The sequence below is a fragment of the Streptomyces sp. NPDC006923 genome, from assembly GCF_040635655.1.
Classification (GTDB): domain Bacteria; phylum Actinomycetota; class Actinomycetes; order Streptomycetales; family Streptomycetaceae; genus Streptomyces.
On the sequence record NZ_JBEYIF010000009.1, the window covers coordinates 254,426 to 268,438 of the forward strand.

Annotated in this window: 13 protein-coding genes; 2 read left to right on the forward strand and 11 right to left on the reverse strand. The window is 71.2% G+C overall.

Annotated features, from left to right (window positions below; all coding sequences use genetic code 11):
* Positions 1–181: 181 nt before the first annotated feature.
* From ABZ707_RS20530 to ABZ707_RS20555, 6 genes are all read right to left on the reverse strand, one after another.
* A complete protein-coding gene (locus ABZ707_RS20530) occupies positions 182–1,240 on the reverse strand; it encodes an aspartate-semialdehyde dehydrogenase (RefSeq protein WP_360176622.1) in 1,059 nt (352 codons plus the stop codon).
* Positions 1,241–1,307: 67 nt separating this feature from the next.
* A complete protein-coding gene (locus ABZ707_RS20535; protein WP_360176625.1) occupies positions 1,308–2,579 on the reverse strand; it encodes an aspartate kinase in 1,272 nt (423 codons plus the stop codon).
* A 243-nt stretch (positions 2,580–2,822) separates the two neighbouring features.
* Positions 2,823–3,368 carry a hypothetical protein gene (locus tag ABZ707_RS20540; RefSeq protein WP_360176792.1) on the reverse strand — a complete coding sequence of 182 codons (546 nt, stop codon included), beginning with the start codon at positions 3,366–3,368 and terminating at the stop codon, positions 2,823–2,825.
* Between the two features lie 90 nt (positions 3,369–3,458).
* Complete coding sequence (locus ABZ707_RS20545) at positions 3,459–4,118, reverse strand: DUF5063 domain-containing protein (protein WP_360176628.1); 660 nt, start codon at positions 4,116–4,118, stop codon at positions 3,459–3,461.
* Entirely contained in the window at positions 4,111–4,710 is a 600-nt protein-coding gene (gene recR, locus ABZ707_RS20550; RefSeq protein ID WP_360176631.1) for a recombination mediator RecR, read from the reverse strand. The genes ABZ707_RS20545 and recR overlap by 8 nt, the downstream gene beginning before the upstream one ends.
* 86 nt (positions 4,711–4,796) lie before the next feature.
* The gene (locus ABZ707_RS20555; protein WP_360176795.1) at positions 4,797–5,132 is read right to left on the reverse strand and encodes a YbaB/EbfC family nucleoid-associated protein; all 336 of its coding nucleotides are present in this window, start codon (positions 5,130–5,132) and stop codon (positions 4,797–4,799) included.
* A 345-nt stretch (positions 5,133–5,477) separates the two neighbouring features.
* Between ABZ707_RS20555 and ABZ707_RS20560 the strand changes: the two genes are divergently transcribed.
* Positions 5,478–6,242, forward strand: a complete 765-nt coding sequence (locus ABZ707_RS20560) for an SLATT domain-containing protein (RefSeq protein ID WP_360176634.1) — start codon at positions 5,478–5,480, stop codon at positions 6,240–6,242.
* 124 nt (positions 6,243–6,366) lie between these two features.
* Here the strand turns inward: ABZ707_RS20560 and ABZ707_RS20565 are convergent, their stop codons facing one another.
* From ABZ707_RS20565 to ABZ707_RS20585, 5 genes are all read right to left on the reverse strand, one after another.
* On the reverse strand, positions 6,367–7,017 hold the full coding sequence (locus ABZ707_RS20565; RefSeq protein WP_360176637.1) for a hypothetical protein: 651 nt from the start codon (positions 7,015–7,017) through the stop codon (positions 6,367–6,369).
* A gap of 237 nt (positions 7,018–7,254) precedes the next feature.
* Positions 7,255–9,780: a dolichyl-phosphate beta-glucosyltransferase gene (locus tag ABZ707_RS20570; protein ID WP_360176798.1), complete on the reverse strand. Its 2,526-nt coding sequence runs from the start codon at positions 9,778–9,780 to the stop codon at positions 7,255–7,257.
* Between the two features lie 50 nt (positions 9,781–9,830).
* On the reverse strand, positions 9,831–10,514 hold the full coding sequence (locus ABZ707_RS20575; protein WP_360176640.1) for a GntR family transcriptional regulator: 684 nt from the start codon (positions 10,512–10,514) through the stop codon (positions 9,831–9,833).
* A gap of 182 nt (positions 10,515–10,696) precedes the next feature.
* Positions 10,697–12,085 (reverse strand): aspartate aminotransferase family protein, encoded by a 1,389-nt coding sequence (locus tag ABZ707_RS20580; protein ID WP_360176643.1) that lies wholly within the window; start codon positions 12,083–12,085, stop codon positions 10,697–10,699.
* A 137-nt stretch (positions 12,086–12,222) separates the two neighbouring features.
* Entirely contained in the window at positions 12,223–13,194 is a 972-nt protein-coding gene (locus ABZ707_RS20585) for a GlxA family transcriptional regulator (RefSeq protein ID WP_360176646.1), read from the reverse strand.
* Positions 13,195–13,365: 171 nt separating this feature from the next.
* Here ABZ707_RS20585 and ABZ707_RS20590 point away from each other — a divergent pair, with 171 nt between their 5' ends.
* On the forward strand, positions 13,366–14,004 hold the full coding sequence (locus ABZ707_RS20590; RefSeq protein ID WP_360176648.1) for an HD domain-containing protein: 639 nt from the start codon (positions 13,366–13,368) through the stop codon (positions 14,002–14,004).
* Positions 14,005–14,013 lie beyond the last annotated feature (9 nt).

Sequence of the window (14,013 nt, forward strand, 5' to 3'; positions counted from 1 at the left end):
TGCTCACAGGACGTTCACGGATTCTACAAAGATTTAAGAGTCCGTCGCCTCCGCATTTCCGCCGAATGCCGCTGCTCGCGCGGGAGTTGAGGGAGGGCGCGAGACCGGGCGACAACGCCTGAAGGGCGAATGAACGCGATACGACGGCACCCGGCGCGGCGCGCCGGACCGCCGCCCCGCCTCAGCGCTTCGACAGTTCCACGGCGAGGGCCTCGGCGATCTGGACCGTGTTCAGCGCGGCTCCCTTACGGAGGTTGTCGCCGCAGACGAACAGCTCCAGCGCGCGGGGATCGTCCAGCGACCGCCGGACACGCCCCACCCAGGTCGGATCCGTGCCCACCACATCGGCGGGCGTGGGGAAGTCGCCGGTCGCCGGATTGTCGAAGAGCACCACACCGGGCGAGGTCGCCAGGATCTCGTGCGCGCGGTCGACCGTGATCTCCTGCTCGAAGCGCGCGTGCACCGCCAGCGAGTGGGTGGTGATCACGGGAACATGGACACAGGTCGCCGCCACCCGCAGATCGGGCAGGGACAGGATCTTCCGTGTCTCCTCGCGGATCGCCATCTCCTCCGACGACCAGCCGCCCTCCCGGACCGACCCGGCCCAGGGGACGACATTGAGCGCCAGCGGCGCGGAGAAGGGCCCGGCGGCGTCGCCGAGCGCCCGGCGCACATCGCCCGGGTGCGTGCCCAGCTCCGTACCGGCGACCAGGGAGAGCTGATCGCGCAGCGCGCTGATGCCGTCCTGGCCTGCCGCACTGACCGCCTGGTACGAGGAGACCACCAGCTCGCGCACACCGAACTCGGCGTGCAGCGCGCCCACCGCGACGATCATCGACAGGGTGGCGCAGCCCGGGCTCGCGACGATGCCGCGCGGCCGGGACCGCACGGCGTGCGGATTGAGCTCGGGCACGACCAGCGGCACACCGGGATCCATCCGGAAGGCCGCCGAATTGTCCACGACGACCGCGCCCTTGGCCGCGGCGACCGGCGCCCAGCGGAGGGACACCTCGTCCGGCACGAGGAACAGCGCCACGTCGACGCCTTCGAGAGCCTCCTCGGAGAGCCCGAGGACCTCGGTCTCCTGTCCGCGTACGGACAGCTTGCGGCCGTCCGTACGCGGCGAGGCGATCAGCCGGATGTCGCCCCAGACATCGGCGTGCTGCGACAGGATCTGGAGCATCACGGCGCCGACAGCCCCGGTCGCACCCACGACCGCGAGCGTCGGCCCGCCGTTCATCGCGCGGCGCTCCCGCTTCTGTCCCCGGCGCCCGTGTGTGTACGGGTACGGGCGGTGCGGATGCGGATCATCGTCCGGTGCCTCCGTAGACCACGGCCTCGTCCGAGTCGCTGTCGAGACCGAAGGCGCTGTGCACGGCGCGCACGGCCTCGGTGACCTCGTCGGCGCGAGTGACCACCGAGATACGGATCTCGCTGGTCGAGATCAGTTCGATGTTCACGCCCGCGTCCGACAGCGCCTCGAAGAAGCCCGCGGTGACCCCCGGATTGGTCTTCATACCGGCGCCGACGAGGGAGATCTTGGCGATCTGGTCGTCGTAGCGCAGCGACTCGAAGCCGATCGTGGACTTTGTCTTCTCCAGTGCGTCGATGGCCTTGCGGCCCTCGGTCTTCGGCAGCGTGAAGGAGATGTCGGTCAGACCGGTCGACGCCGCGGAGACGTTCTGCACGACCATGTCGATGTTGATCTGGTTGTCCGCGATGGCGCGGAAGATCGTCGCGGCCTCGCCGGGCTTGTCGGGGACGCCGACAACCGTGATCTTCGCCTCGGAGGTGTCGTGGGCGACACCGGAGATGATGGCCTGCTCCACCGTGCGGTCCCCTTGTGGCTCGTTGCTGACCCATGTGCCCTGGAGCCCCGAGAACGAGGAACGGACATGGATCGGGATGTTGTAGCGGCGTGCGTACTCCACACAGCGGTGCAGCAGCACCTTGGAGCCGGAGCTGGCGAGCTCCAGCATGTCCTCGAACGAGATCCAGTCGATCTTCTGGGCCTTCGTCACGACCCTCGGGTCGGCGGTGAAGACACCGTCCACATCGGTGTAGATCTCGCACACCTCGGCGTCCAGCGCCGCCGCCAGTGCGACGGCGGTGGTGTCCGAGCCGCCACGCCCCAGCGTAGTGATGTCCTTCTTGTCCTGGGACACGCCCTGGAAACCGGCGACGATGGCGATGTTGCCCTCGTCCAGCGCCGTACGGATCCGGCCCGGCGTGACATCGATGATCCGCGCTTTGTTGTGGACCGAGTCGGTGATGACGCCCGCCTGGCTGCCGGTGAACGACTGGGCCTCGTGGCCCAGGTTTTTGATCGCCATCGCCAGCAGGGCCATGGAGATCCGCTCTCCGGCGGTCAGCAGCATGTCGAACTCACGTCCGGCAGGGATCGGGGATACCTGCTCGGCGAGATCGATCAACTCGTCCGTCGTGTCGCCCATCGCCGACACCACGACGACCACCTGATGGCCGTTCTTCTTGGCATCGACGATTCGCTTGGCGACCCGCTTGATGCCCTCGGCATCGGCTACGGAGGAGCCTCCGTACTTCTGCACGACAAGGCCCACGTGCGCTCCTCGCTCAGTCCATTACTACTGTCGGCTCAGTTTAGCGAGCGGCAGCACGACACCCCGGCTATATCACATCGTGAGATGTGCTGCCCATCCCATGCTTACCAGGTGCCGGGCGCGGCCGCTCGGTGAGGATGCTGCCCACGACGGCAGGGGACACGCCGAACGTGGGACGCGTCACAGCCCGGAAGTCCCGGACCGGACCGGACCGGCCGGCGCCTGCGCGGCGCCGAACACTGCCTAGTCGACCACGGCGACTTTGGTGCCCACGGTGCCGAATTTCCAGAGGGCACCGCCGTCCGCGGAACGGACGCGTATTCCCCCGGTCTGAAGTCCGGCCGCCGGCTCGGGGGATGCTCCGTCCACGGCATTCGAGAAGGCGATGGATATCCCGGATTCAACGGCGAAGTACACGACATTCTCTATCTGGACCCCGTCGGAACCAGTGCCGTCGGCCTTCCGGAAAGTAACGCCGTAAGAACCCTTCACCGGACTCACCGTCCCGGGCCACACGGTGAATGAGCCGACCGGCTTGTCCGACACGTCGACCAGCCATACCCGCCGCTGCCGGAGTGAATAGACAATGCGCCTGCCCTCACCCGATCCGGCGGGTATCACGGACTCCGGACGCGGCGAAGGCGACGCCTTCGCACTCGGAGAGGCGGACGGCCGCCCCGCTCCGGCCTGTGCGCGGTGCGGGGCGGCGCGGTCGGCCCCCAGGGCGACCGCGCCAACGATGGCGAGCGCTCCGGCGGTCAGAACGGTAAGCCAGGCCCACGAGGGCAGCCGACGGCGTGGCACAGGCGCGGGTCTCCTCAAGTCTTCCACTTAATAGCGGCAATGTAGCCGCTGCCCCGCGCCGCCTTTCCGCCGCCCTCAGGTGACCGTACGCAGGCCCAGCGGGCCGCCGATCTCCTCGGCCATCACCCTGCCGGCCTCTTCGGCCAGCGCGTCCTCGCCCAGGTCCTGGTCCGTGTCGAGGCCGTCCAGCGCCGGCAGCGGCTGGTCCAGACGGACATGCGCGACCAGGGACTGGAGAGCGCGGAGCGTCGCGGACGCGGTGGAACCCCAATTGGAGAAGTACGAGAACTGCCACCACCACAGCGCCTCCGTCGTCCGGCCCGCGCGGTAGTGCGCGAGGCCGTGGCGGAGATCGGCGACCACATTGGCGATGTCGTCGGAGATACGGGACGCCACGGGCGCCTTGCGGGGCTCGTACGGGTCGAAGACCTCGGAGTAGACATCGATCGGCTCAAGGATCACGGCGAAGCGCTCGCGCAGATCGTCGACATCGGGCTCGGGGCCGAGATCGGGCTCGTACCGCTCGTCGGGAAGAATGTCCTCGTGGGCGCCCAGCCGGCCGCCGGCCAGCATGAGCTGGGAGAACTCCAGCAGCAGAAAGGGCACAGCGCTGTCGGGCTCATCACCTTTCGCCACTTCCGTGACGGCGACGATAAAGCTCTCGATCTGGTCGGCGATCTGGACCGCGAAGTCGTTCGGGTCCTGATTGACGGCGTGCAGGGTTGCGTCAGACATCGAGAAGTCGTCTCCCCTCGAAGGCACGCCCCAGCGTGACCTCGTCGGCATATTCCAGGTCGCCCCCCACGGGCAGACCGCTGGCCAGGCGTGTGACTTTCAGGCCCATTGGCTTGATCATGCGAGCGAGGTACGTGGCCGTGGCCTCGCCCTCCAGATTGGGGTCGGTCGCCAGGATCAGTTCGGTGACCGCGCCGTCGGCGAGCCGGGTCAGCAGCTCACGGATCCGCAGATCGTCGGGGCCGACGCCCTCGATGGGGCTGATCGCGCCGCCGAGCACGTGGTACGTGCCCCGGAACTCACGGGTGCGCTCGATGGCGACGACATCCTTCGGCTCCTCCACCACGCAGATCACCGCCGGGTCCCGGCGCGCGTCACGGCAGATCCCGCAGCGCTCCTCCTGGGCGATGTTGCCGCACACCACGCAGAACCGGACCTTGTCCTTGACCTCAAGGAGGGAGTGCGCGAGGCGGCGGACATCGGTCGGCTCCGCCTGGAGGATGTGGAAAGCGATCCGCTGCGCGCTCTTGGGACCGACGCCGGGCAGCCTGCCCAGTTCGTCGATGAGGTCCTGGACCACGCCTTCGTACAACGGATTGCCTTCCTTGCTGCTGCGGTGCCGCCGGTGCTGTGCTGTGCCCTACGGCTGGTACGTACGCTAGTTGCTACCGGGAGGTCTTAGAAGGGCAGGCCCGGCATACCGCCGAGGCCCTGGGCGAGCGGGCCCAGCTTCTCCTGCTGGAGCTGCCGCGCGTTCTCGTTCGCCGCGTGCACGGCGGCGACGACGAGATCCGCGAGGGTCTCGGTGTCGTCCGGGTCGACGGCCTTCGGGTCGATCACCAGGGCGCGCAGCTCGCCGGAGCCGTTGACCGTGGCCTTCACGAGGCCACCGCCCGCCTGACCCTCGACCTCGGTCGACGCCAGCTCCTCCTGCGCCCGGGCGAGATCCTGCTGCATCTGCTGGGCCTGCTGGAGAAGCTGCTGCATATTGGGCTGGCCACCACCGGGAATCACGGTCACTCCAGGCATGTCGACGACGTTCTGTCTGTAAGGCGAGCCTACGTGGTCACCGAGCGGCCCGCCCTGGGGCCTCTCGTTCGGATCTCGCCGGGCTCGTGTGCCCCGGCAGATCCCCACGAAAGACCCTGCCCGGCCGGAACTCTTTCGGGTGAGGGCCTCCCGAGTCCTTTACCTGATCAACGCGCACGCTTGGGGGTAAATACCGGGGTTTCGGACGCAGAGCCCACCATTCGGCGGTAGGAATGCATCCGCGTCACCACGCACGTCCCGCGCACCGGCCTGTCCGTGCGCACCCCGTCCGTCACACGGAGTCACAGCAGATCGCAGAGGAGTACCCCGGTGAGCCAGCCGGACATGCAGTCGGGAGGCCACGCCCGGGAGGAGAGCGCCGTGTCCGGTGCCGCCTACGGCGAGGGAGACAGCGGCCCGCCGCCCGCCGATCTGACCGGAGGGCCGTTCCCGCTCGGGGACTGGGCGGAACCGGCGGAGCGGCTCGACGAGCTGTTCCGCTGGGTCGAGACGGGAGCGCTGCGCACGGTCGACTGGTATCTCTGCGCCCGTCTGCGCAAACGCCGTGTCGCACGCGTCCTGCGGGCCGCCACGGTCCTCGGGGTGACGGCGGGCGCCGCGCTGCCGCTGCTGGACCTCACCGGCGCTCTGGTGGGCGCGGCGGGCTGGGGATATCTCTCGCTGCTGCTGGGTGCGGCGTGCCTCGGCTGCGACCGGCACTTCGGGCTCACCTCGGGGTGGATGCGGGCGGTCGCCACCGCGCAGGCGGTGCAGCGCAGGCTCCAGACGCTCCAGTTCGACTGGGCGTCGGAGTGTGTACGGGAGGTGCTGGGCCCCGCCGAGGGCACGGCGAGCGAGGCGGCGGAGCGCTGTCTGGCGGTGCTGCGGAGATTCGCGGAGGACGTGACGGAGCTGGTGCGGGCGGAGACGGCGGACTGGATGGTCGAGTTCCGCTCGGGGCCCGCGCCGCTGGTGATGCAGTCGCTGCCGATGGGCGGGGCGCGGGACGGCTCCGTACCGGCGCCGGGCCGCTTCCCGCTTCCGCCGGGCGCCCGCCCGAACATGCCGAGGCAGCGGCCGCCGGAACCACGGTGACCTCCGGCGGCCGGGGCCGGCGCGGATCCCCGCCGGCGCCGGCCCCCGGAGACGGACGCGGCCCCCGTACCCGGACAACTGCCACGGCCCCGTACCCGGCCGCTCGCACGGCCGCCGGCCGCCGTCAGCTAAAGATGATCATTGAGCCCTGGGCCAGGCTTCTGGTGGCCGCCGCGTGCAGGCCGAGCCAGACATGGCGTTCGCGGGCGAAGGGACTGTCGTCGTAGGGGGTCGAGGTCGCCGGTTCCTCCAAGGACGTGGGGCGTTCCGGCGGAGTGGGGGCGGGCGGAGGGTTGGCCGCGTCGATGCCGATCGACGCGGCGACGAATTCAAGCTCGCGCAGCAGGCCCTGGGTGGAGCCCAGCGGGCCGCCGCCCGCGAGCAGTTCGTCGTTCGAGAGCGGCCCGGCGAAGTCCACCGGGACATACGCGCCCGCGTGGTCGTAGTGCCAGACCAGATGGGACTGCTGGGCCGTCGACTCGAACATCTCCAGGAGCTGCTCGTAGTCACCGCCCAGCTCACCGACCGGTGTCACCGCGAGGCCGCAGAGCTGGAGCAGATACGCGCGCCGCAGGAAGTGCAGCGCGTCGTAGTCGAAGCCGGCGACCGGGGCGACATCTCCGGAGAGGCCCGGCATATAGGCGAAGACGGGGACGGGCGGCAGCCCGGCGTCGCCGAGCGCCTTGTCGTAGATGGCGATCTCTTCGGCGAAGGGATTGTCGGGGCTGTGGCACAGCACATCGACGAGGGGGACCAACCACAGGTCACAGGCCAAGGGAGGCTCGCTCTCCAACGGGTTCGTACGCGTGCGCGCGATGGTCGGGACAGCGTAGTGCGACAGGCACGTTCAGCGAAGGGTCCCGGTCGGACGGCACCGGCGAGCCCCGGCCGTCCCGTCCGCGCGCGCCCCGGCGGAAGGCACCCGCGCGCCCCGGCGCCCGGCGTCGGCGCGCCCCCTCGGACGGCACCGGCGCGACCCGGCCGGCGGACGGCGCGGGGCAGCGTCCGGGCCTCAGCGGGCCCCGGCCGCCCCGCCGGGCGGCAGGTCCCAGATCCATACGCCTCCGATCCGCTGTCCCGGCCGGCCGAGGAGCTTCTCCAGCGTCTCGTACAGCGCCGCGTCATTGGGCTGCGGCGCGAGCACCACCACACCGGCCCGCCAGAAGGCGAGGTCGTAGCGGGCCTGCGCCTGCCAGTCGGGGCCGATCGCCGGGATCTGGCCGCCGTAGCGGACATCGCGCAGCAGATTCGAGGTGTAGCGGGCCGGCGCGCCGTAGATGCCTCTGCGGTCCTCGCCCCAGGGCCCGTTGAAATAACCGCCGGGCACGGAGAAGCCGAGGCCGGTCGCGGACTGCCAGTGCAGCGCCTCGGCGCTGCCGGGATCGGGCAGCGGCACGGGGACGACGCTCTCACCCGCGGAGACGTACGAGCGGTACGTCCCCCGGGCGATGAACGGCGGCACGTCAGGACGGTCCCGCACCGGCAGCGGCGTCGGCAGGATCGGCAGCAGCGCCGCGGCGATCGCCGCCAGTCCGACGATCCGGTGCGCGCGCGGTGGTACGGCGGAGCCCTCGCGCCGGTCCGTGAGCCGGTCCGCGGCCAGCGCGAGCAGCGCGCCCAGCGCCGGCGCGCAGATCATCGCGACCCGTGACTCGATGACCGACTCGAAGAGCGGCTGATGCGCGAGCACCCGCCAGGGACCCGGCAGCACCACGTCCGTGAACGGGATCCGGAACTTCGGCCCCAGCGACAGGAAGGCCGCCGCGACCGCCGTGAACGCCAGCGCCTTGACCACGGCCGACCGCCACAGCCACACCACGATCCCGAAGGCGAGGGCGATCAGCGGCCAGCCGTAGAAGGCGTTCTGCTCGGTGCGGTTCATCGCGAGGCGGTCGGCCGTCGTCTCGTCGCCGAGCAGCGCCCGTCCCGAGAACTCCAGGAAGGCGAGCGGGCTGTTGCCCGCGTTGTCCCCGTGCAGCACGCTGTGGTAGCTCCCCGGCCCGAAGAACTGCCAGTACAGCGGGAACGCCAGCAGCGGCAGACAGACCTGGGCCGCGAAGCCGAGCCCCCGCAGCAGCGGTCCCAGCGCCGCCCGCGCCACATCGCGGCGCACGACCGCGTACGAGAGCGCGAAGAGCAGCATGCCCATCGCCGCGAGCAGCAGCGGTTCCTCGCCCAGGAAGATCTGGTACGTCGCGAAGAGGCCGAGCAGCACGCCGTCCCGTACGACGCCGGGCCGCTCGCCGCCCTTCGCCGCGCCCGCGCTCCCGCTCTCGCAGAGCCGCAGCGCCCGGTCGATGATCACCGGGATCATGAAGAGCACCAGGAAGTTGGGGTGCGCGTTGGCGTGCGACATCATCGGCGGCGCGAACGCCGCGAGGGCCGCGCCCAGCGCCGCCGCCCAGCGGCTTCGGACAAGCCGGCGCGCGAACAGCCAGTACCAGGCGACGGCCGTCGCCGTCAGACCCAGCGTCAGCACCAGCGCCCAGGTGACCGTCGGCCCGAAGGCGAGGGTGACGGGGGTGAGCGGCACGGAGAGCCCGAGCATGACGGTGTTCGCCATCAGGTTCACGCCGTCGGGGACGTTCTGGAGCGTGGTGAAGAGCGGGTTGCGCAGGTGCGCGACATTGTCGGCGGTGACCTCGAAGAACCACTCCCACTGGTTCTGGTCCGAGCCCGCGTCGGCGAGATACGCGTGGTCGAGATCCGCCCACAGCCCCTTGTAGAGCAGGAAGGAGGCGAGCAGGAAGAGCCCGGCGACGGCGAGATCCGTACGGCGGTCCCCGGGTGGCCGCCGGGTCCGGCCGGCCCGTCCGGTCCTGAGCCGTATCAGCTCCAGCAGGACCCGGCCGTAGTCGAGCGGCCGTACCTTCGAGCCCGGCTGGTGCGACCAGCGCACCGGCATCTCCGTCACCGGCCAGCCCGAGCGCCGGAAGAACCGCAGTATCTCGACGTCGATGCCCCAGCCGTCCAGCCGGGAGTCGGCGAAGGCGGCCCGCGCCTGCTCGCCGTCGAACAGCTTGAAGCCGCACTGGGTGTCACTGACCCCCGGGACGGCGACAAGCTGTATCAGCCGGTTCCCCAGCCGGCCGAGCCACTCGCGCACCGCGAGCTGACGTACCTCGATACGGGCGTCGGGATGGGCGCGGGAGCCGATGACCGCGCCGGTGCCGTCGGCCGTGAGCTGCTTGTCGAGCCGGTCCAGCTCGTCGATCGGGGTCGCGAGATCCGCGTCGGTCACCAGCACGTGCCGGCCGTACGAGGCCAGGACGCCCTGGCGCAGCGCATGGCCCTTGCCGTGGTTGCCGGCGCTCCGCACCACCTGGATGCGCGGCTCGGCGGCGGCGGCCTCGGCGGCGACGCCGGCCGTGCCGTCCGTCGAGCCGTCGTCGACGACGATCAGCTCCCAGGCGCCCCACCGGTCCGGATCCGCCCGCAGATACGCGCAGATGGCGTCCAGGGTGGGGCGCAGCCGCCGCTCCTCGTTGTACGCCGGTACGACGACGCTCAGGTCCACGGCGGACGCGCCGGTGGTCAGTGGGGGGCCCGCCGGTTCCGTGCCCGGGTCCCCATTCGCCGGATCCCTGCTCACCGCTGTGGACTCTCCAGTCGGTCCGCCCACGCGAGCGAATGATCGTCGTACTCGCCGATCACGGCGCGCATCGCCGCCGCGTCACCGAGGGTGAAGGCGTCCACCAGCCGCTCGTGTCCGCTCCACAGCCACTTCTCGCCCTCGGCGTCCTCGCGCAGGAACGGCACGGAGAAGACCCATGCCTGGACGCGCAGCCGGTGCAGGAAGTCCGCGACATAGCGATTGGCGACCAGCGCGCCCAGCTCGCGCCAGAACCGCAGGTCGTAGCCGATCAGAATGTTCAGGTCGCCGGTCCTGGCCGCGCGGGTGGCCTCCTCGGCCCGGCGGCGTACCGACACCAGGGCGGCGCCGTGCGCCCTGGCCGCGACGTGTTCGCCCTCCAGCTTGCGGAAGACACCGTCCACGAGCAGGGAGCGTGCCTCGATCATGCCCCGGAAGTCCTCGACGGAGAACTGGTGGACCCGGAAGCCCCGGTGCTGGTCGGAGTCGAGCAGGTCCTGGGCCGAGAGGTCGACCAGCGCCTCCCTGACGGGGGTCGCGGAGACTCCGTACTGCTCGGCGATCTGCTTGACCGTGAATTCCTGTCCCGGCAGTAAACGCCCTGCCAGCACTTCGTCACGCAGCGCGTCCGCGATCTGCTGGCGCAGGGTATTGCGGGTCACGGCTCCGCTGGCGGGCATGGTTTCCTCCCCTCGTCCGGCTCCGGACACCTTAAGGCAGCGGGTGGGAGGGCCGGGGCCGGCCATTCCGAGCAGGCCGGATCAGGCGGGTGGGCCGGGGTCCCGGCCGGGGCACGGGCACGGCGGGGCGCGGCGGTGGGCCGGTCCCCACCCGCCGTCCGCCGCGCCGGCCCTCCGTCGTCCTACACCGTGTGCTCGTCCGCGACCGCCAGCGCCGCGTCCAGGAGCGCCAGGCCCTCCTTCGCCTCGGCCTCGGTGATGGTGCAGGCCGGGACCGCGTGCGTACGGTTCATGTTCACGAAGGGCCACAGGCCGCTCCTCCTGCAGGCCGCCGCGAAGGCGGCCATCGGCGCGTTCGCCTCGCCGGTCGCGTTGTACGGCACGAGCGGCTCGCGGGTCTCCCGGTCCCGGACGAGGTCGAGGGCCCAGAAGACACCGGTACCGCGGACCTCGCCCACCGAGGGGTGCCGGGTCGCCAGCTCGCGCAGCCCGGGGCCGAGGACCGTCTCGCCGATGTGGGCGGCGTGCTCGACGACCTTCTCGTCCTCCATCACCCGCATCGTGGCGACGGCCGCCGCGCAGGCCAGCGGATGGCCGGAATAGGTGAGTCCGCCCGGGTAGGGGCGGGTGGCGAAGGTGTCCGCGACGGCGGCCGAGATGGCCACACCACCGAGCGGTACATAGCCCGAGTTGACGCCCTTGGCGAAGGTCAGCAGGTCAGGGACGACATCGAAGTGCTCCGCGGCGAACCACTTGCCGGTACGGCCGAAGCCCGCCATCACCTCGTCGAGGACGAAGACGATGCCGTGCCGGTCGCAGATCTCGCGGACCCCCGCGAGATAGCCGGGCGGCGGCGTCATGATGCCGGCCGTGCCCGGGATGGTCTCCAGGATGATCGCGGCGATGGTCGCGGGCCCCTCGAAGGCGATGGTCGCTTCGAGGTGCTCCAGCGCGCGGGCGCACTCCTCCGCCTCCGTCGAGGCGTAGAAGGGCGAGCGGTAGAGGAAGGGCGCCCAGAAGTGGACCACGCCGGAGGAGCCGGTGTCGGACGCCCAGCGGCGCGGGTCACCGGTCAGATTGATCGCGGTGGAGGTGGCGCCGTGGTAGGAGCGGTACGCGGAGAGCACCTTGGGGCGGCCGGTGTGCAGCCGGGCCATCCGGATCGCGTTCTCCACGGCCTCGGCGCCGCCGTTGGTGAAGAAGATCTTGTCGAGGTCGCCGGGGGTGCGCTCGGCGATCAGGCGCGCGGCCTCGGAGCGCACATCGAGGGCGAAGGCGGGGGCGAAGGTGGTGAGGCGGCCCGCCTGCTCCTGGATCGCGGCGACGACGGTGGGGTGCTGATAGCCGATGTTGGTGAAGACGAGGCCACTGGTGAAGTCGAGATAGCGGTTGCCGTCGTAGTCCCAGAAGTACGAGCCCTCGGCGCCGGCGACGGCGAGCGGGTCGATCAGCTCCTGGGCGGACCAGGAGTGGAACACATGCGCGCGGTCCGCGGCCTTCACGGCGGCGCCGGCTCCCGGGTCGGCGGGGGCGGCGGGAGTGGCGGCGGCGGAGTCAGCGGAAGGGGTCATCCGTCCAGGTTAGGGAGGTGCGGGTGGGCGGCGGTATGGCCATCGTGTATGGCCTGGGCCGCATTGATCGGCAGGGTGTCCACGCACCGGCCGGGCACCCCCCGTACGGCTCGGGACACCGGCACCCGCCCTACGGCTCAGCGCGCCGGTGCCGTCGTACGGAACCTCGCCCGGTAGGCCGACGGGGTCACACCGAGCTGCCGCAGGAAGACCCGTCGCAGCGACTCGTCGCTGCCCAGACCGCTGCGCCGTGCCGCGCCCGTGACCGTCTCCCCCGCCTCCAGCAGCGCCCGCGCCGCCTCCAGCCGGACGGATTCGACATACGCCGCCGGGGTGCTGCCGACCTGCTCGCCGAAGAGCCGCGTGAGATGACGCGCGCTCAGCCCGCCGCGCCCGGCCAGCGCGGACAGCGAGTGGTCGGCGCCCGGATCGGCCGCGACCTCCCGCAGCAGGCCGCGCAGCACGTCGTGCTGCGGACTCGGGGTGCGCGCGGCGACGGAGAACTGCGACTGGCCGCCGGGCCTGCGCAGGAACACCACCAGATCGCGGGCCACCTCACGGGCCAGCTCCGCGCCCTCGTCCTCCTCGACCAGCGCGAGCGCGAGATCGATGCCCGCGGTCACTCCGGCCGAGGTGTACAGGGGGCCGTCCCGTACGAAGATCGCGTCCGGGTCGACGTCCACCGCCGGGAAGCGCCGGGCCAGGACGCCCGCGTGCCGCCAGTGCGTGGTCGCCCGCCTGCCGTCCAGCAGCCCGGCCCCGGCCAGCGCGAAGGCACCGGTACAGACGGACGCGATCCGCGCGGAGCGGCCGGCCAGCCCGGTGACCGCGTCCAGCAGCCCCGCGGGCGGCGGCCGGTGCGGCAGTTCGTCGGAGCCGGGGACGACCAGGGTGTGGATCCGGCCCGTCCCGGCGGCCGGCGCGTCGGCGCCCAGCCGGGTACCGGTGGAGGTGGTCACCGGCCCGCCGTCCGCCGAGCGGACCGTCAGCGCGTACGCGCCGCCGAGCCCCGCCGCCGTCCCGAACACCTCCAGCGGCGCGGCGACATCCATCAGCCGAACGCCGTCGTACACGAACACGCTGATGTCCCTGCGCTCTCTGCCCCGCATACGGCCACGGTAGCCCGGACCGATGTCCGGATGTGTGGGATGTCCGTCCCGATGGACATGGCGGGGTCCTGGTGACCGGCGTGAGAGTGGTGACAGGCCCCGTGGGCGGGGCCGCCGCACCGGAGGCCGGTCCGCCGGGCCCCGGTGGCCGCCTCGTGAAAGGAATCCGCCATGTCCGAGCGCATCGCCGGTATCGAGATCCCCGACAGCAGCCTGGCCAGGGAGGCCACCGAGATGGTGCGGGACACCACCGGGCCGCTGCTGTACGACCACTCCCGCCGGGTCTTCCTCTTCGGCTCGCTCCAGGGACAGCGGCGCTCCCTGTCGTACGATCCCGAACTGCTCTACATCGGCGCGATGTTCCACGACCTGGGCCTCACCAGCGGCTACCGGGCCTCCAAGCAGCGCTTCGAGATCGACGGCGCCGACGCGGCCAGGGGTTTCCTGCTGCGCCACGGGCTCTCCCGGGAGAACGCGCGCATCGTCTGGACCGCGATCGCCCTGCACACGACTCCGGAGATCCCGGCCCATATGGAGCCCGAGGTCGCCCTGGTCACGGCAGGGGTCGAGTTCGATGTACTGGGGATGGGGCTGGACGTCGTCCCGGCGGAAGTGCGGGACGAGGTCGTCGCGGCGCATCCCCGGCCGGACTTCAAGCGGCGGATCCTCCAGGCGTTCACGGAGGGCATCGAGCACCGGCCGGACACGGCCTTCGGCAATGTGAAGTCGGATGTCCTCGCGCACTTCTCGCCCGGTTTCGTACGGAAGGACTTCGTCGAGGTGATCGAGAACTCCGGCTGGCCGGAGTGAGAAAGGCGC

Excerpts from the sequence above, each read along its gene's own strand:
- ABZ707_RS20530 (WP_360176622.1), bottom strand. The coding sequence starts at position 1,240 with ATGAACGGCGGGCCGACGCTCGCGGTCGTGGGTGCGACCGGGGCTGTC.
- ABZ707_RS20545 (WP_360176628.1), bottom strand. The coding sequence starts at position 4,118 with ATGTCTGACGCAACCCTGCACGCCGTCAATCAGGACCCGAACGACTTC.
- ABZ707_RS20575 (WP_360176640.1), bottom strand. The coding sequence starts at position 10,514 with ATGCCCGCCAGCGGAGCCGTGACCCGCAATACCCTGCGCCAGCAGATC.
- ABZ707_RS20580 (WP_360176643.1), bottom strand. The coding sequence starts at position 12,085 with ATGACCCCTTCCGCTGACTCCGCCGCCGCCACTCCCGCCGCCCCCGCC.
- ABZ707_RS20585 (WP_360176646.1), bottom strand. The coding sequence starts at position 13,194 with ATGCGGGGCAGAGAGCGCAGGGACATCAGCGTGTTCGTGTACGACGGC.
- ABZ707_RS20590 (WP_360176648.1), top strand. The coding sequence starts at position 13,366 with ATGTCCGAGCGCATCGCCGGTATCGAGATCCCCGACAGCAGCCTGGCC.